This window comes from Flavobacterium sp. WC2421 (genome assembly GCF_040822115.1).
Taxonomy (GTDB): Bacteria; Bacteroidota; Bacteroidia; order Flavobacteriales; family Flavobacteriaceae; genus Flavobacterium.
The window spans coordinates 1,720,632-1,738,409 of sequence record NZ_CP162004.1; the positions used below are offsets into that span (position 1 = coordinate 1,720,632).

At 33.2% G+C, this 17,778-nt stretch carries 18 protein-coding genes and 2 tRNA genes; 10 read left to right on the forward strand and 10 right to left on the reverse strand.

Going from position 1 to position 17,778, the window contains the following annotated elements; genetic code table 11:
- Positions 1 to 29 precede the first annotated feature (29 nt).
- The 6 genes from AB3G33_RS07335 to AB3G33_RS07360 all read left to right on the forward strand — a co-directional run bounded on the left by AB3G33_RS07335 (position 30) and on the right by AB3G33_RS07360 (position 2,636).
- A complete protein-coding gene (locus AB3G33_RS07335) occupies positions 30 to 440 on the forward strand; it encodes a 6-pyruvoyl tetrahydropterin synthase family protein (RefSeq protein ID WP_367757455.1) in 411 nt (136 codons plus the stop codon).
- Positions 440 to 898 carry a peroxiredoxin gene (locus AB3G33_RS07340; RefSeq protein ID WP_367773773.1) on the forward strand — a complete coding sequence of 153 codons (459 nt, stop codon included), beginning with the start codon at positions 440 to 442 and terminating at the stop codon, positions 896 to 898. Before AB3G33_RS07335 ends, AB3G33_RS07340 begins: the two co-directional genes overlap by 1 nt.
- Positions 899 to 966: 68 nt before the next feature.
- Positions 967 to 1,935, forward strand: coding sequence for a type I phosphomannose isomerase catalytic subunit (locus tag AB3G33_RS07345; RefSeq protein WP_367773776.1), 969 nt, complete (start codon positions 967 to 969; stop codon positions 1,933 to 1,935).
- A gap of 56 nt (positions 1,936 to 1,991) precedes the next feature.
- On the forward strand, positions 1,992 to 2,258 hold the full coding sequence (locus AB3G33_RS07350) for a hypothetical protein (RefSeq protein ID WP_187017304.1): 267 nt from the start codon (positions 1,992 to 1,994) through the stop codon (positions 2,256 to 2,258).
- Between the two features lie 78 nt (positions 2,259 to 2,336).
- Positions 2,337 to 2,410: transfer RNA gene (locus tag AB3G33_RS07355), tRNA-Thr, on the forward strand.
- Positions 2,411 to 2,562: 152 nt separating this feature from the next.
- Positions 2,563 to 2,636: transfer RNA gene (locus AB3G33_RS07360), tRNA-Thr, on the forward strand.
- Positions 2,637 to 2,808: 172 nt separating this feature from the next.
- Here AB3G33_RS07360 and AB3G33_RS07365 read toward each other — a convergent pair.
- From AB3G33_RS07365 to AB3G33_RS07400, 8 genes are all read right to left on the reverse strand, one after another.
- A complete protein-coding gene (locus tag AB3G33_RS07365) occupies positions 2,809 to 3,519 on the reverse strand; it encodes a DUF4369 domain-containing protein (RefSeq protein WP_367757460.1) in 711 nt (236 codons plus the stop codon).
- Between the two features lie 124 nt (positions 3,520 to 3,643).
- Positions 3,644 to 5,506: a peptidase M61 gene (locus tag AB3G33_RS07370; protein ID WP_367773778.1), complete on the reverse strand. Its 1,863-nt coding sequence runs from the start codon at positions 5,504 to 5,506 to the stop codon at positions 3,644 to 3,646.
- Between the two features lie 128 nt (positions 5,507 to 5,634).
- Entirely contained in the window at positions 5,635 to 5,913 is a 279-nt protein-coding gene (locus AB3G33_RS07375; RefSeq protein WP_367757464.1) for a DUF2805 domain-containing protein, read from the reverse strand.
- A 290-nt stretch (positions 5,914 to 6,203) separates the two neighbouring features.
- Entirely contained in the window at positions 6,204 to 6,557 is a 354-nt protein-coding gene (locus AB3G33_RS07380) for a DoxX family membrane protein (RefSeq protein WP_367773781.1), read from the reverse strand.
- A 72-nt stretch (positions 6,558 to 6,629) separates the two neighbouring features.
- Positions 6,630 to 7,541 carry a DMT family transporter gene (locus tag AB3G33_RS07385; protein WP_367773783.1) on the reverse strand — a complete coding sequence of 304 codons (912 nt, stop codon included), beginning with the start codon at positions 7,539 to 7,541 and terminating at the stop codon, positions 6,630 to 6,632.
- 55 nt (positions 7,542 to 7,596) lie between these two features.
- Positions 7,597 to 8,001, reverse strand: a complete 405-nt coding sequence (locus tag AB3G33_RS07390; protein ID WP_367773785.1) for a DUF2721 domain-containing protein — start codon at positions 7,999 to 8,001, stop codon at positions 7,597 to 7,599.
- A 307-nt stretch (positions 8,002 to 8,308) separates the two neighbouring features.
- The gene (locus AB3G33_RS07395) at positions 8,309 to 8,731 is read right to left on the reverse strand and encodes a VOC family protein (protein ID WP_367773787.1); all 423 of its coding nucleotides are present in this window, start codon (positions 8,729 to 8,731) and stop codon (positions 8,309 to 8,311) included.
- A 24-nt stretch (positions 8,732 to 8,755) separates the two neighbouring features.
- On the reverse strand, positions 8,756 to 9,229 hold the full coding sequence (locus AB3G33_RS07400; RefSeq protein ID WP_367773789.1) for an SRPBCC domain-containing protein: 474 nt from the start codon (positions 9,227 to 9,229) through the stop codon (positions 8,756 to 8,758).
- A 1,366-nt stretch (positions 9,230 to 10,595) separates the two neighbouring features.
- On the opposite strand from AB3G33_RS07400, the gene AB3G33_RS07405 reads away from it, so the two are divergent.
- Positions 10,596 to 12,137 (forward strand): IS1182 family transposase, encoded by a 1,542-nt coding sequence (locus AB3G33_RS07405; RefSeq protein WP_367768776.1) that lies wholly within the window; start codon positions 10,596 to 10,598, stop codon positions 12,135 to 12,137.
- 82 nt (positions 12,138 to 12,219) lie between these two features.
- Here AB3G33_RS07405 and AB3G33_RS07410 read toward each other — a convergent pair whose 3' ends face one another.
- Entirely contained in the window at positions 12,220 to 12,816 is a 597-nt protein-coding gene (locus tag AB3G33_RS07410; protein ID WP_367773791.1) for a DUF4240 domain-containing protein, read from the reverse strand.
- Between the two features lie 435 nt (positions 12,817 to 13,251).
- Positions 13,252 to 15,138, reverse strand: coding sequence for a molecular chaperone HtpG (htpG, locus tag AB3G33_RS07415; protein WP_367773793.1), 1,887 nt, complete (start codon positions 15,136 to 15,138; stop codon positions 13,252 to 13,254).
- A gap of 181 nt (positions 15,139 to 15,319) precedes the next feature.
- Here htpG and AB3G33_RS07420 point away from each other — a divergent pair, with 181 nt between their 5' ends.
- The 3 genes from AB3G33_RS07420 (at position 15,320) to AB3G33_RS07430 (ending at position 17,610) form a co-directional block, all read left to right on the forward strand.
- Positions 15,320 to 15,799: a lipocalin family protein gene (locus AB3G33_RS07420; protein WP_367757480.1), complete on the forward strand. Its 480-nt coding sequence runs from the start codon at positions 15,320 to 15,322 to the stop codon at positions 15,797 to 15,799.
- A 30-nt stretch (positions 15,800 to 15,829) separates the two neighbouring features.
- On the forward strand, positions 15,830 to 16,525 hold the full coding sequence (locus AB3G33_RS07425) for an OmpA family protein (RefSeq protein WP_367757482.1): 696 nt from the start codon (positions 15,830 to 15,832) through the stop codon (positions 16,523 to 16,525).
- Positions 16,526 to 16,665: 140 nt separating this feature from the next.
- Positions 16,666 to 17,610 carry an ABC transporter ATP-binding protein gene (locus AB3G33_RS07430; protein ID WP_367773794.1) on the forward strand — a complete coding sequence of 315 codons (945 nt, stop codon included), beginning with the start codon at positions 16,666 to 16,668 and terminating at the stop codon, positions 17,608 to 17,610.
- The last annotated feature ends 168 nt before the right edge of the window (positions 17,611 to 17,778 follow it).

Below are 17,778 nucleotides of genomic sequence, written 5' to 3' on the forward strand. Positions count from 1 at the left end.
AATTTAAAAAAAAAATACACGATAATAATATGAAAGTTACTATAAGTAGAAAAGCGCATTTTAATGCAGCTCATAGGTTGTATCGGAAGGATTGGACATTTGAAAAAAATGATGCGGTTTTCGGAAAATGTAATAATCCCAACTTTCATGGACATAATTATGATTTGACTGTAAGTGTTACTGGTGCAATTGATCAAGAGACCGGTTTTGTAATGGATGTGAAAATTTTGGCTGACATTATTCATGAAGAAGTCGAAAGTCAATTTGATCATAAAAACCTGAATTTAGATGTTCCTGAATTTGAAAATTTAAATCCCACTGCTGAAAATATTGTGGTTGTTATTTGGAATAAAATCCGAAAAAGAATTAAACAAGAGTTTGATTTAGAAGTAGTGCTTTATGAAACGGCTCGAAATTTTGTAACCTATAAAGGAGAATAATGGCATTGCGTGTGGGGGATAAAATCCCAAATTTTAAGGGGAAAGACGCTAATGGTAATGATTTTAACATCGAAAGCATTATAGGTAAAAAACCAATTGTTATTTATTTTTATCCTAAAGACAATACTTCTATTTGTACTGCGCAGGCTTGCAGTTTTAGAGATCAATATGAGGAATTTACTGATCTAGGTGCTGAGGTAATTGGTGTCAGCAGTGATAGTGTTGCTTCGCATAAAGATTTTGCAAAAGAACATCAGTTGCCTTTTATTTTATTATCCGACAGTGATAAAAAAATCAGAACTCTTTTTGGTGTTCCTTCTGCTTTATTTGGGTTGCTCCCTGGAAGAGTTACTTATGTAGTTGATAAAAAAGGGGTTGTTCAGCTGATTTTTAACAGTATAAAAGGGCAAAATCATATCGTAAAAGCATTAGAGTCTATAAAAAAATTAGTATCATAAAAGAACAAAATAGTATTAGATATAATTTACTTAAAGAGTGAATTTTGTCGTTTAAAAACGGAAGAAAAATGAATAAAATGGTATACCCTTTGCAATTTGACCCTATATTGAAAGATAGAATATGGGGAGGTGAAAAATTAAAAACGATACTTAATAAGCCTATTGAGTCAAAAATCACGGGGGAGAGTTGGGAATTATCCACAGTGGAAGGTGATGTTAGTGTAATTGCTAATGGAGAATTTAAGGGAAAATCTTTAACAGAAGTAATTGAAGAGTTACCAAATGAAATACTAGGAACTGAAGTTCATAAACGTTTTGGAAAACAATTTCCATTACTTTTTAAATATTTAGATGCACGTGAAGATTTGTCTATTCAGGTGCACCCTAATGATGAGTTAGCAAAAAAACGTCACAATTCTTTTGGAAAAACGGAGATGTGGTACATCATGCAAGCGGATCCAGATTCAAGAATAATTGTTGGTTTTAAAGAAAAGTCAAATGCAAATGAGTATTTAGAACATCTTAAAAATAAAACATTGTTGTCCATTCTTGATGATGTTGAAGTAAAAGAGGGAGATGTATTTTTTCTTGAGACAGGAACGGTTCACGCTATTGGAGCAGGATTAGTAGTTGCGGAGATTCAGCAAACCTCAGATATTACGTATCGTATTTACGATTTTGACCGAGTAGATGCTCAAGGGAATACTAGAGAATTGCATATTGATTTGGCTTTAGAAGCTATTAACTATGATAAAGTGGAAGCATATAGATCCTACAAAAAGGATGAGAATGTATCAAACACGATAGTTAATTGTCCTTATTTTACAACTAATTTTATTCCGTTAGAAGATACTGTAAATGTTTCTAAAACAGGAAATAGTTTTACAGTATATATGTGTGTAGATGGAGAATTTGAGTTAGAATATGATATGAATATTTACACGTATAAAAAAGGAGATACTGTTTTGATTCCAGCTGCAATGGATTATTATGTTATCACCGGAAAAGCTTCTATTTTAGAAATTTACATTTCATAGTAAGTTATAGAAAGATTATGTGTACTTTTGCAGACGCAAATTAAAATTAAAGAAAAATGGCAAACGTTAAAAATTTAAAAAAAGACATCAACTACGTTTTAGGAGATATAATTGAAGCAGTTTATTTGTTTGAGATTTCAACTACTGGAAAACCAACAACAGAAACTAATGATTTAATTGATGAAGCTATCGCTGCTTTTGACGTTTTAATCACTAAAGTGAACGCTAAAAAAGTGGAAAATAAAAAAGCACACTTCAAACAAATCAATGTTGAATTGGAACAAACTGCAAATCAATTGATTGCTAAAATCAACGAATTGTAGTCGAAAAAAACGATAAAAAAGTGCAGATTTATTTTGGAGAAATCGAATTCATCTGTATATTTGCACCCGTAATGAGACGCCAGCGTAGCTCAGTTGGCTAGAGCAGCTGATTTGTAATCAGCAGGTCGTGGGTTCGAGTCCCTCCGCCGGCTCATTGTAAAACCATCTAACTTTGTTAGGTGGTTTTTTTATGATTTCTAATTAAAACCGTCTATTTTGGTCGCTATAAAATAATTTATATTTTATTGTTATTTTGTTTGGAGATTTGGAATTCATCATTATATTTGCACCCGAGAAATGAGACGCCAGCGTAGCTCAGTTGGCTAGAGCAGCTGATTTGTAATCAGCAGGTCGTGGGTTCGAGTCCCTCCGCCGGCTCATCGTAAAACCATCTAACTTTTGTTAGGTGGTTTTTTTATTTTAAAATGAAACTCATATTATTATTTTTATCAAATAAAATTATGGTGTCTTAGTTGAAAATGCAATAAACAAAAAACGCCTCGTTTTAGCGAGGCGTTTTTTTTTGTATTCAACTGAAAATTCAATTCCTTTATTTCTGAGCTTTAATTGAAGTAACATATTCCGTTAGTTTCTTTCCATAAAGCGATTGTGCCACTTTAGGAGTCATAGATTTCTGGATTGTATCTAGATATTTAATATTGATGTCATAGATCTCTGATAAGGCAATATAAGGAGCTACTTCATGGTCTTTGTTGTTTATGGCAAAATTAGTAGCGTACAAGTACTTTCTTTTGATGTTTGAATCTTGTTTCGCACTTAGGCTATCGATTGCAATTGCATTTTTACTTTTTATTGCATTGAATTTTTGTTCAATCAAAGTAAGGTTTTCATCTTTAAATCTAGAATTGATCTTTTTGTATTCATCCAATAATTCTTGATTTTTAGATCCAGTAATTTTGGCGTCAGAAATATAAGAGTCAAGAGTAGTTTCAATATTTATATTCCCTGGTTCAGCAAAAAATAATATATTATTGTCCAATGAATTCGTTACTCCTCTGTCTAGAAATAAATAAAGCATTTCTGGTGATTTTAAATCGATATCACTTGTAAATGTAGAGCTACCATTAATTGTTATGGTGTCTATAGCAACAAGGGAAGAGTCAACGACTCTCTGAATGTATAAAGTTCCACTTTTAAGGCCTTTAATGTTTCCTGTGATGTGTACGTTTTCTTTGGATTCGTTTTTATTGCATGACACTAAAAGAACTAGTGAAAAGAATGCAAGAATTGTTTTTTTCATTGGTTATCTATTTTGGTGCAAAATAAAGAAAATTGTTGGAAAGTGGAAGAATTAACTTCTTGTAATTTTATAAAAAAAAATCCCAATCTATTTCTAAATTGGGATTTGTCAAAGTTTTATTTAATTAGCCTTTCAACCAAGCTTCTTTTAGGATACTTTTTGTTGAATCAGTCGCCTTCACAACCTCTTTTTCTTCATAAGGAAGTTTAACAATGCCTTTAATTGTTTGTTCTGAACCATTTCTTTTTATTTTCACTGTAATAGGATCATTCTCTTTCCATTTTTCACTTTCAGCTATCATTTCATAGATGTTGTCAAGTGTGTAAGACTGGTTGTTAATGGCTACTAAAACATCGCCTCCTTTAAGGTCTAGAGAAGTATAAAAAGCATTTAATTCAATTTCGGGAATAACGACAATTTCTTTGGTTTGAGGACTCACAGTAATGTAAGGTGTTTGTCCTTTTAGAAATATGTTTCCTGGTGTTTTTTCAGATGTTAGTGTTAGTCCCACTTTTGCAAAATAAGTGGCGTAAGGAATTGGGGTTGTTCCTGCAACATAAGTTTTTAAAAATTCACCCACTTCTGGGTAGGTCAGTTCCGTGATTTTGGCAAAAAGCTCATTGTCATTAAATGGTTTAGAAACGCCATACTCTTTGGACAATTTTTGCATTAAATCAAGAATTCCTCTTTGTCCGTTGCTTTTTTCTCTAATTATAATGTCCAAACACATCCCTATTAAAGATCCTTTTTGGTACACATTTATGTATTGATCTTTGTAAGGCTCTTTTAATACATTAGCACTCATTGTTGTAAATGACATCGTATCATTCATAGCATTGGCGCGCTCTATTTGGTCAGAAAGGCGACTGTAAAAGTCTTCTTCAGTAATTAAGCCTTGATTTATTTGAAATAAATTGGCAAAATATTCTGTAACTCCTTCATACATCCATAAATGCTCTGACATTTTTGGATCATTATAATCAAAAAATTGAATTTCTTTTGAATGAATACTTAAAGGAGTAACGATATGAAAGAATTCGTGAGATACCACATCCATCATCGATTTTACTAACTCTTCTTTTGGCATCACTTCAGGTAGGACAACAGTAGTTGCAGTAGGATGTTCTAATGCTCCAAATCCTTTAGCATCTGTATCGGTCATCGTCGATAAGTACAACAAAACACTGTATTTTTTAGTGGTGTTTATTTTTCCTAAAAAGTGTTTTTGCGCCGTCATCATTGTTTTCATTTCTGGAGTAATACTTTCGGCAGTTACTTTTCCAGTGGGAGAATAGACAGCAATATTAATTTCCATTCCGTCAACTGTAAAAGAAGTATGATCGGGTTTTGAATACATGATTGGGTTTTCTACTAACTCTGCGTAACGGGATGTGATAAATACATCATTAGTGTTACTATCATCAATGTCAGTCATTGAAGTAGCTCCCCATATTTCACCTGGATGTGAAATGGTAACTTTGTATGGATTAGACATATAATTTGTAAAATACCCTACAAAACAATGGGTGTTTAACAGGATGTTTTTTCCCGAATCAATGTTTGAACCTGCTGGTGAGAAAACATCATCTTTACCAAATTCAGTTCCTTTTTCAGTGTCAAAGGAATCATTAACCCAATAGGTGATTTTGCTCAAAGTCTTCGCTTTTGCAATTGACCAAGAATTAACATCTAGTTTTTTTACATCTAATGCGTTTCCTTTTTTGTCATATGCTTTTAAATCAGTAATAAAGCGGCCATAATTGTCCTCAGAATAAGTACCTGGAACTGTTTTAGGGATATGGAAAGTAATTTCATCAGTGGTGATTGCAGGTGTATTTACTGTCACCATTACCTTATCATCCTTGATGTCATTTAAATTAATTGCTACTTCAATGTTTTCTTTAATTGAAGATGAGGTTACGGAGCTTGCTGTTTTACATCCTACTAATACGGAAGCTAGGGTAAAGGCAAAAAGTATCTTTTTCATTTTAAATTTGATTTTGACTATTAGACTTATTTGTACTCATCTTGTTACAAGCTTTTTTAATATTTTTTATATGGTTTTTATTTTTGAATAAAAAAAAACACTCTAATTAAGAGTGTTTTTTTAATTGGTTAGTCCAATTTATTTTTTATGTAATATTTGCCATCCAAATCTTCATCAAAATCATCAATTTTCAGCGGTTTTGGTTTTGGTTTATTTGCGGTAGCTTTCTTTTTCCACATCTCAAATTTTTCTGCAGGCATCTTCTTCTTCATTATTTCCAGAACTTCTTTTTCGACCAGACCAAATTCTTTTTTGATAATCTCAAAAGGATTTTTTTCTTCTAAGGCCAATGTAACAAGTTTTTCTGTTTGCTCCCAGGTCAGTTCTTTTCGGTTACTCTTTTTCATCACGTGAAAATTAATTCAAATTGGTTTTAATGATTAAAATAATTGATTCTAAATTAGATACCAATATTAATAAAAAAAATAATTACTTTACGTCAAAAGAGTATTTTTTTTTTAATGTATTTAAATATTCTATTCTAGTTTTTGCTTTTGGCAAGGAATTTTTATTGAATTTTTCAATTTATTGCGTACTTCAATTTCCATAGGTCGAATAGTTAACGAATATGAAAATCATTTAATGTTTTTGAGATTCTTCAATTTTGAAGGTATCTATGTACTATAAATATAGTTTTTTAAGTGTATAAATAGGCCCAATATATCAAAACGAATTGAAATGGAATGCGTAGTAATAATACCCATTTAGGAAGCCCCATTTGTGCTTTGTGATTTTGATACATGAAAAAATGAGTTGGTAAAACGGCAATTAATAATGCAATTACGCCCCAGGCTGCATAATGTGTTAAGGCAGGAATGAGTAAGGATATACCAAGAATTATCTCAGCAATCCCGCTTAAATAATTTAAAAGACTTGGATTGGGTAAATAGGGGGGGATTATTTTTTTGTACAGTTTTGGACTTCTAAAATGATTCATACCAGCAATAGTATAGATGAATGCCATAAAGAATAAGTGCCAGTTTGAATTCATGATAAATCAGAATTAGGGTATTTGTTTTGCGAATTTAAGAATTTATTTACGATATATTAATAATCTGAAATGTTAAAAAGAAGAATTGTTTTTTATAGGTTTAAATTTTAGGTTCATTATGACAATGGCTACAATAATTAAACAGATTCCTATCCATTGCATCAGGATTACTTTTTCATTTAAAAGGAAAAAAGCCATAAGTACTGAAACAGGAAGTTCGAGAGCCGATACAATACTTCCTAATCCAATTCCTGTAAGTGGAAACCCAGCATTCATTAAAAGTGGAGGGATTATTGTCCCAAAAAGAGATAAAACGATTCCCCATTTTAGAAATATTTCGAAGTTAAATGGAGTGGTTTGTGTTGCAATTGAAAACGAAAACACAATTATAGCACCACCAAGAAGCATATATAAACTGCGCTGTGCTGATGAAATGCTTGTAGCTACTCGATTTGCTGTAAACATGGTTGTAGTGAATGAGGCTGCTGCCAAAACACCCCACATAATTCCATGCCAATCTAATTGTACCTCGTTATTGATTAAATTAGTAGCTAAAACCGTTCCTGTTAATACAATAACTACCGATATGATTTTTTGAGTTGAAGGGATTTTTTTTTCCAAAATCATTTCTAGTAAAACACCCATCCACACTGTTTGCATCAATAAAACAATACCTATGGAAACGGGAATGTATTTTACGGCCAAATAATAAAAAACACTAGTCATACCTAATGAAGTGCCTGCCAGCATTAAATGAAAAATGTTTTTTTTAGAAGCTTTACGTACTTTTTCTTTGTTTTTATTTTTTTGGAACATATTGATGAGTAGGATTCCAATAATTCCCAATATGAATTGCGAGCTCGTTACCTCGGCAGTAGTGTATCCTTCCATGTATGCCATTTTTACAAATGTGGCTAGCATGCCGTAACTCGTCGCACCGAATCCTACTAATAAAACTCCTTTTAATACTTTATTTTCAATCATTTTTTTAATTTAAAAAGCGGGCAAAGATAGTTTTTTAGTTGAGAAGACTTTACTTTTATTCTTTTTTCCCTACTTCCTTTAAGTCGCTTAAATGCAAACGCAAGGCATTCACTGAAATGCTAATTTCCCAAAAAGATAATCCTAATGATATAAGTAAGCTTAATAAACTCAGCCCAAAAAGATAGAGACTGATCAATTGATTATCTAAAAACAAAAGTAGCATAGCAAAAACAGAAAGAAATAAACAACATACACCAAAAAGCTGCATGTACTTAATTAACGATAATCGCAAATTGAGGTTTTTGATTTCTAGTAATATGGTTTTATTCTCTTTTTCCTCGTAGGTCTTTTTTAAACCTCGAACAATGGTGGCTATAGTCAAGAAACGATTAGTATAGGCCAAAAGGATCAATGAAGTGGCTGAGAATAATAAAGCGGGAGTTTCTATGTGTAAGGTCATTATTGTTTTTTATAGTTGCTTCAAAGTACGTAATTCTTTAGTTAAGTTTTTAATTTTTAATACAAAAGACTAAAAAGTGATACTTTTAGGTTTTTAAAATTACAAGTAATACAACATCTATTTCCCTTTCAATAAACTTTCTTTTATTTTGTTTGACGGTGTTTTTTAGTGTGATAGCTTTGTTCCTCGCTATGACTTTTATAGAGGAATAGTGTTTTTTGCTCCTTTTGTTATGCAAGGTCAAGTGGCTTTGCTTAGAGGATTGTATAGAAAATGATTGTTGGGTTTTCTATTGGTTGTTTTTGTTCTATTTTTGATCAAAATCTATCATCCATTCAATGCCATATTTATCTCTAAACATACCAAAGTAGGAACCCCAAGGGCTGTCTTCAATAGGCATTTCGATTTGTCCACCTGATGAAAGTCCGTTAAATAATTTATCGGCTTCTTCTTTGCTTTCTGCGCTAATAGATATCTTGGACCTGTTTTCATTTTCATTTACGCGTCCCATACTTTCTGGAACGTCATTGGCAAATAAAAAATTCTTGCCAATAGGTAAGGAGATATGCATTATTTTATTTGCTTCTTTTTCTGAAACTGGAAATTCAGGGCTTGACATTTCTTTGAAACGGGTTATTTGTGCAAACTCTCCACCAAATACGGATTTGTAAAAATGGAATGCTTCTTCGGCATTTCCATTAAAGTTAATGTGCGGATTGATCAGTGCCATAATTCAAATTTTTAAGTTGCTTGTTTATTCTTTTAATAGATTATTGAGATTGTCAAAAAACATTTTCCAACCATCCACAATTCCCGAATGGAGAACAGTATCTTTTTGTTGCTCAGTCGCAAAACTTGAATATAGTTTCAGTACCGTTTTTTCTCCTTGTGGTTCAAAAATTAGTTCAACAACAGTGGGTTCGTTCTGCTTTCTGTCATCATCCCAAGAATCTTTATATACAATTCGATTTGGTTTGTCCAGTAAAAGGTATTGTCCTTTTGTTGGATAAATTTCTCCTTCTGGGGACTTCATGTGTATTCTGAAATAGCCGCCCACATTGGAGACCATTTCTGCTAGAGCGACTGAAAATCCCGTTGGATAAAACCACTTTTGAAGTAGATTTATATCGGTCCACGCATTGTAAACTGTATTGCAGTTTGCGTTTATTTCGTACTCGAGTAACAACATTGGCTCAAGGTAGTTGGCTGTTTTATAAAGTGCTGTCATATTTCTTTTTTTAGAAGTACGTTTGCGTTGCTATAACCGTTTTAGCTTTTGAAAACGACTGTATTGGCTAAACGAAAATACGAATAAAAAATAGAATTCTACTAAAATTACAATGACTCGAAAAGGTGTTTTTTTTAGTAATTGCAAACGCTACGAGTTGTGTTCTAATTTAAGTAGGTACTTTTCTAAGACAAGCGCTAGAGAATGTGGACAAACGAGAGCTAGTGGAATAGTACTGTTTGTAAATTTTTTGGTATTAAATCATTCGGTGTTGTTTATCGACAGTCATTGCGAAGAATGAAGCAATCTCATCCAGTATTTCCGTTTCAATATGCTTATTTATTTTGTTTGTGGATGTGTTTTAGTATGATAGCTTCGTTCCTCGCTATGACTTTTATTGTGGAATGGTATTGTTTGTAAATTTTTTGGTATTACATCATTAGGTGTTGTTTATCGACGGTCATTGCGAAGAATGAAGCAATCTCATCCAGTATTTCCGTTTCAATATGCTTATTTATTTTGTTTGTGGATGTGTTTTAGTATGATAGCTTCGTTCCTCGCTATGACTTTTATAGTGGAATGGTATTGTTTGTAAATTTTTTTGGTATTACATCATTAGGTATTGTTTATCGACGGTCATTGCGAAGAATGAAGCAATCTCATCCAGTATTTCCGTTTCAATATGCTTATTTATTTTGTTTGTGGATGTGTTTTAGTATGATAGCTTCGTTCCTCGCTATGACTTTTATAGTGGAATAGTACTGTTTGTAATTTTTTTGGTATTACATCATTCGGTCTTGTTTATCGACAGTCATTGCGAAGAATGAAGCAATCTCATCCAGTATTTCCGTTTCAATATGCTTATTTATTTTGTTTGTGGATGTGTTTTAGTATGATAGCTTCGTTCCTCGCTATGACTTTTATAGTGGAATGGTATTGTTTGTAATTTTTTTTGGTATTAAATCATTCGGTCTTGTTTATCGACAGTCATTGCGAAGAATGAAGCAATCTCATCCAGTATTTCCGTTTCAATATGCTTATTTATTTTGTTTGTGGATGTGTTTTAGTATGATAGCTTCGTTCCTCGCTATGACTTTTATAGTGGAATAATATGGTTTCCAACTTTTCCAACAAGTCATTGGAGCGGAATTTTATACTCGAAAAATAACCAACATATAACCCTCTTAAAAGTTGTTGATAACTTAATGATCCTTTACATAGGAACAGCTGTTAGCCGTCAAACTGTCTAAAAAACCCCTACTCCCTTATTTTAATATTTGTATTAAAAATCCTTCAAAATATTTTGATAACTCATTGGTTTTATCTATCTTTAAGTATGTTTTTATACCGCTAAAAAAGATAGCTTATGAGTAAATTCATCACTGGGACCAATAGAAACCAACTCCCGCTTTTTGCCTCATCCATCGATGATGCCATTGCACAAGACAATCAAGTCAGGCTAATCGATCTTTTTGTCGATAGTCTTAAGTTAGCCGATTTTGGATTTGATTTCCAATTTGTCGAAAACGGAAGACCCGCCTATCATCCTTCAGATTTATTAAAACTCTTTATCTACGGTTACCTCAATCGCATGCGTTCCTCCAGAACTCTAGAGAAAGAATCCGGTCGTAACATTGAACTGATGTGGCTCATGAAAGGATTAGCTCCAGATCATAATACTATTGCCAATTTCAGAAAAGACAATCCAAAAGCCATTGCTCGCGTTTTTCGCGCAACGGTTAAACTGGCAGCCCATTTTGAACTCATTGGCGGAAGTCTTGTGGCGGGAGACAGCACCAAACTCAGGGCCCAAAACTCCAAGAAAAACAACTTCAATCCAGGTAAAATAGAACGTCATATCGCTTACATCGATGCCCGATTGGAAGAGTACAATGCGGCTCTAGCCAAAGAAGATGGCGATGAAGGAGAGAAAGAAACCATTGCAAAGAAGGTTAAAAAACATACTGTTCAAAAACAAAAATATATCGAATATCAAAAGACTATTGATACCACTGGCGTAACTCAAATCTCGACTTCGGATCCTGATAGTCGTCAGATTATGACTCGTAACAACATCTCTGAAGTCGCATATACCGTACAAACCACAGTAGATGCGTTGCACAACATTCCGATTGATTTTAAGGTGACCAATGAAAACGATTCTAAAGCTATGGGAGGCATGTTACGCCGTAGCAAGACTATTTTAGGACACAACGATTTTACTGCTATTTACGACAAAGGCTATCACACTGGAAGCGAATTTGATTATGCAAACAGACTTGGAGTTGATGTCTTGGTGGCCATTCCAGGAGTGTCGGCACATGCGCCTGATCTGGCTTTTGATGTAGAACACTTTAAATACAACAAAGAAACCGACACTTATATTTGTCCAGCAAATGAAATTCTGAGCTCAAACGGAAATTGGTACAATAAGACAAACGGAAAATCAATCACTAAAATGAAGCATTACAAAACCAATGCTTGCCTGAGTTGTAACCTTTTTACTAAATGCACCAAAAACAAAAAAGGGAGACTCATAGAACGCTCCCAATATGCCGATTTGATTTATGAAAACAAAGTGAGAATCGAGAATAATTACCAAATCTACCGCAGACGACAAGCCATTGTGGAACATCCTTACGGAGTAATCAAACGCCAATGGGATTTCTATTATATTATGACCAAGAAAACCATTAAACATGCCTCCGCTGATGTAGGACTCATCTTCACAGCCTACAACCTCAAGAGAATATTCAACTTAATTGACCAAAATGAATTAAAACAGTACCTAAAAACTGTGGCTTTATTTTTTGTTGTAATAAAGCCACTTTTTAAAGCTTTTTACGGTTCTTTTATAGTATTACCAATCCAATTCCTTTTTTACAAAAAGAAGCTAATTGTAATCTAAATCGTCTATATTTACTTTATAATTAATACAAAACAACGTTGTTTGCAGGTTATTAGACGAACTGACGTTCGTTGTTATTCCGTTAAATGTTGTCAGGATATTTTTCATAAAGTTTCGGAAACATATTTTTTAAATCATCACTTTCTTCTTCCCATTCTTCTCCAGTTGTTTCAAAATTTTCTTTAAATGGATATGGCATATCTTCTCCTGTAATATCTTTAAAAACACTTGCTGGAACATATCCTAAACCTTCCCAATCAATATCTTCAATTTTTTCAGTCTTAACTTCTACTAATGTTTCAGGATTCTCAATAGTTTTGAAATAAAATTCTTTTCCTTGCCCGATTACCCATTCTCTAAAATCATTAAAACTATCATCTCCACAACCTCCGTGAATTAAATAAATTGCTCCCCAAAGTTCCCAAGAATATGCTTTTCCCCTAAAATATCTAAATCTATTTCCGAATAAAATAATTTCATCAGGCATCAATTTTCGTAGTTCTTTTTCTAATTCTAATTGTTGTTTTTGATAATCATTATTTGCTTTTAGTTTTGAATTCAAAATAATTCCCCAAAACTTATCTTCTTCCATTAATTCTTCAGAAACTTTAAAGTCTTTAATTTTAGAAGTTTGATTTTCGCTTTTATTTTTTCCAAATAATTTACTAAATAAGCTCATCTTTTATATTTTGTAGTTTTCGATTTTCGTTTTTTTTTTTTTCACGCACAATGACGGCTAACTAATATATAGGCGAAACAAACCTTCGTATATACACCCAAATTCGGGTAGATTGGCGAAGGTTTGTTTCGTATTTTACTCTTTCAAATATATTACTTTATTTCTTGTAAATGATTGTGAGATCTTTTTAAGGGTTAAAGCCTTCCCATTTTCATAAAGGCGTGGTATTTTACTTACCATTCATTATTATGAAAAACTAAACGGTCTCCATAGCCCTGATGGCAATGAAAATCCCGCGCCTTTTTTGGTGCGGATTGTAATGAACAGCAGAACGAGGGCTTGTTATGGAAATCAGTCGTTTTGCTCCAAAAAAAAACCTGCCAGTTTTCACTAGCAGGTCTTGATTTCCCCTTATTTGGAATGGTTAGTTGGGAATTATTTGATCATCTCGAAACTACGTTTTACAAAAGCGGTTAATGCTTCTCCTTTTAGTAAGTTTTGAGACAATTTAGCTAAGTCCAGCGCTTGTTTTACTAAGTGCTCTTGGCTTGATTTGTCTTCGGTATTTAGAATGGCAGTTGCTAATGGCGAATTAGTATTTACCACTAGATTGTACATCTCTGGCATATTCCCCATCCCAAACATTCCACCACCACCTGACTGGCTCATTTCTTTCATTCTACGCATGAATTCGGGTTGCGTGATGATGAAAGGAGCTGCTTGGCTGTCCATAGATTCTAGTTGAACCGTGTACGTTTGTTTTGGAACAATCGCTTCTAAAACAGTTTTTAAACCTTCTTTTTCCTCATCGGATAATTTAGAAATGGTGTTTTCCTCCTTCTTGATTAAATTATCAATATGATCTGAATCCACACGTACAAAAGTGATTTCTCTATTGTCTCCTTCAATTTTTTGGATCAAGTGAGAAATAATTGGAGAATCTAAAAGTAATACTTCGTATCCTTTTTCTTGTGCAATTTCGATATACGAGTGTTGCGCTTCTTTATTTCCTGCATAAAGAACAACCAGTTTCCCGTCTTTGTCCGTTTGTTTGTCTTTTAGGTTTTCTTTTAATTCCTCCAGTGTATAGAACTTGTTGTCTACTGTAGGGTATAAAACGAATGCACCTGCTTTTTCGTAGAATTTATCTTCAGATAACATTCCGTATTCTAGAACGATTTTGATATCATTCCATTTGGCTTCAAAATCTTCACGGTTTTCTGTGAATAATGATTTCAATTTATCCGCTACTTTACGAGTAATGTAGTTTGAGATTTTTTTCACAGCACCATCAGCCTGTAATCCGGAACGAGAAACGTTCAAAGGAATATCTGGCGAATCGACTACTCCGCGAAGCATCATCAAGAATTCAGGTACAATTCCTTCTACGTTATCTGTAACGTACACTTGGTTTTGGTACAACTGAATTTTATCTTTTTGGATTTGTAAGTCACCACCTAATTTAGGGAAATACAAAATACCTGTTAAGTTAAACGGGTAATCTACATTTAAATGAATGTGGAATAAAGGTTCTTCAAATTGCATAGGATACAATTCATGGTAGAACGTTTTATAGTCTTCATCTGCTAATTCAGTAGGTTGTTTTGTCCAAGCTGGATTAGGGTTATTGATAAAATTATCTACTTCTACCGTTTCAGCTTTATAATCTTCAGGAGCATCTTCTGGTTTAGGAAGTGTTTCTGTTTTTGTTCCAAATTTAATTGGAATAGGCATGAACTTATTGTACTTGTTAAGAAGTTCTTTGATTTTAGACTCTTCTAAGAAATCCAATGAATCTTCGGCAATATGTAAGATAATCTCAGTACCTCTTTCTGTTTTGTCAGCTGGTTCCAAAGTGAATTCAGGACTTCCGTCGCAGGTCCAGTGTGCTGCTGGTTCATCCTTGTATGATTTAGTAATCAATTCCACCTTAGAAGCCACCATAAAAGCAGAGTAGAAACCAAGACCAAAATGACCAATAATTCCTGAATCCTTAGCGGTGTCTTTGTATTTTTCTAGAAATTCTTCGGCTCCAGAAAAAGCGAGTTGGTTGATGTATTTCTCTACTTCCTCTGCAGTCATACCAATACCTTGGTCAATGATATGCAGTTTTTTACCTTCCTTATCTACTTTTACTTCGATAATTGGGTTGCCATATTCTACTTTGGCTTCGCCAATATTCGTAAGGTGTTTTAATTTTAACGTTGCATCTGTCCCATTGGATATCAATTCACGTAAAAAAATCTCGTGATCACTGTATAGGAACTTCTTGATTAAAGGGAAGATGTTTTCTACCGAAACATTAATTTTTCCAGTTGTCATATATAATTTTTTTATAGGGTTTTACAATCTGTGGATATTCTTTCAAATAGAATACCAATTGCTTTTAAAGTGACAAATTGTCGTAACTGTTAATTTTGAAACAAAATAATTTAATTTTGAAACACAAATCAAGGGTTAAGCAATTATCTTTGTATCAGTTTAATTATAAAACGAAATAACAATGAAAAAAATATTTTTTTTAACAGCTTTAGCATTAGTGCTATTCTCATGTAAGACGAGTTCAGTAACAGGTAAAAAATTGGATAAAACTACTCAGGTAGCCATTAAAGGCGAATGGGTATTGACCTCAGTAACGTATCCAGGATCACAATATATCAAAGTGAATTCTTTTGATATTGCCGATTCTAAATGTTTTGTAGGAAGTACATGGAAATTTGTTTCGAATAATAATAAAGGAAATATGGCTTTAACAAGTGCTGATTGTACTGGTTTTAGTTCTCCAATCACTTGGTTTGTTAACACAGATCAAGAATTCATATTGAAAGTTTTGGATGCTGGTGAAAAAGCAAAAAGAGTAAGAGCAGGTTACAAACTGTTTGTTGAAAACCTAGGAGATAATTCGTTCCAATTGGTTGATAAAGGAAATGTTGTTGGTGGAAAAGCTATTGATGTAGTGTACCAATTTCAAAGAGCAAACTAAAAATTAATTAAAAAAATAAAACAGATCATTATGAAAAACTTTTCTATACTAACATTGGCATTAGTAATGTCAATAGGAACACTTTTTACAAGTTGCGAGGCTATTAAAAACACAAATAATACACAAAGAGGTGCTGGTATTGGTGCAGCAAGTGGTGCCGTTATAGGTGCAATTCTTGGTAACAATCTTGGTAAAGGTGGTAAAGGAGCAATGGGTGCTGTTCTTGGTGGTGTTGTAGGTGGAGTTGCCGGTGGAGTCATTGGTAATAAAATGGATAAACAAGCAAGACAAATTGATGAGGTGCTTCCAGGTGCTGAAGTGAAACGTGTGGGTGAAGGAATCCAATTGGTTTTAAATGAAAATGCAGTTCGTTTTGATACTAATAAATCAACTTTAACAGCTACTGCAAAAGCTAATTTAGATAAATTAATTCCTGTATTTACAGAGTATCCTGATACTGATATCACTATTTTTGGATATACTGATAACACTGGTCCAGCAGACTATAATTTAAAATTATCTGGTGAAAGAGCAGCTTCAGTTAGAAACTATTTAGTTAGTAAAGGTGTTGCTTCCTCTCGATTTAATGTTACTGGTTTAGGAATTGCTGATCCAATTGCTACAAATGATACTCCAGAAGGTAGAAGTCAAAACCGTCGTGTTGAGTTTGCTATTACTGCAAATGATAAAATGCAACAAGACGCTAAGATTGAAGCTGGGAACTAAAAGAAAATATTTTTTAATTCTAAAAAAGGTCGTTTCGTAATTATTACGAGACGACTTTTTTTTATTTATATTATCGTTTCCATAAAATAATTTTGACAAAGAAATCTATCTTTGTACTCTTAAATTTCATTATCATAAAAATGCTTCAAGTTCAAAACATCACATTCGGATATACCGAAAAACAAGTGCTAACCAATGCTAGTTTTACAATTACAAAAGGACAAAATATTGCTATAATCGGCGAAAGTGGTTGTGGTAAAAGCACGCTTTTAAAATTAATTTATGGATTGTATGATTTAGATGAAGGACACATTTTATGGAATGAGGAAGAAGTGTTAGGTCCAAAATACAACTTGGTTCCAGGAATGCCATTCATGAAGTATTTGTCACAAGATTTTGATTTGATGCCTTATATCACTGTTGCGGAGAATGTGGGTAAATATTTATCGAATGTTTTTCAAGATAAAAAACAAGAGCGAATCCATGAATTACTGGAGATTGTTGAAATGACAGAATTCGCCCATGTGAAAGCAAAATATTTAAGTGGAGGACAACAGCAACGCGTGGCGCTGGCTAGAGTTCTGGCCTTGGAACCTGAAATATTATTATTAGATGAGCCTTTTAGTCATATTGATAATTTTAGAAAAAATGCATTGCGTCGCAATTTGTTTGCGTATTTAAAAGGGCAAGGAGTTACTTGTCTTGTAGCAACTCACGATAGTACCGATGCGCTTTCATTTGCGGATGAAACGATTGTTTTGCAAAACGGAAGAATTGTTGATAAGGCAGCTTCTTTTGATTTGTATATGAATCCTATCAACAAATATGTAGCATCCTTATTTGGCGAAGTAAATGAGCTGAAATTATCTCAATTAGTTCCTGTCGATGGGGAAGATGAGATCGTGTTACTTTATCCACATCAATTGAAAGTAGTAGATAATGGCTTAATGCATGTAGTGGTAAAACAATCGTATTTTAAAGGAGGCCATTATTTAATAAAAGCAGTATTTGATAGAAAAGTAATCTTTTTTGAGCATGACAGTCCGTTAGAACTCAATCAAGAAGTGACGTTGATGATTTCATAATTTTTATTTGTCACGCGATTCGTTTTAGCCCTGATAGCAGCGGCATCTCCCGATTTAGAAAAACAAGGCTTTTTTTGCCGTAGTTTTTAGTATCGGGAATATAGCGGATAGCAGGAAATAGCTCCAGAAAAATATAAGTTGCTATTTGATAAAAAATCAGTAATTTGT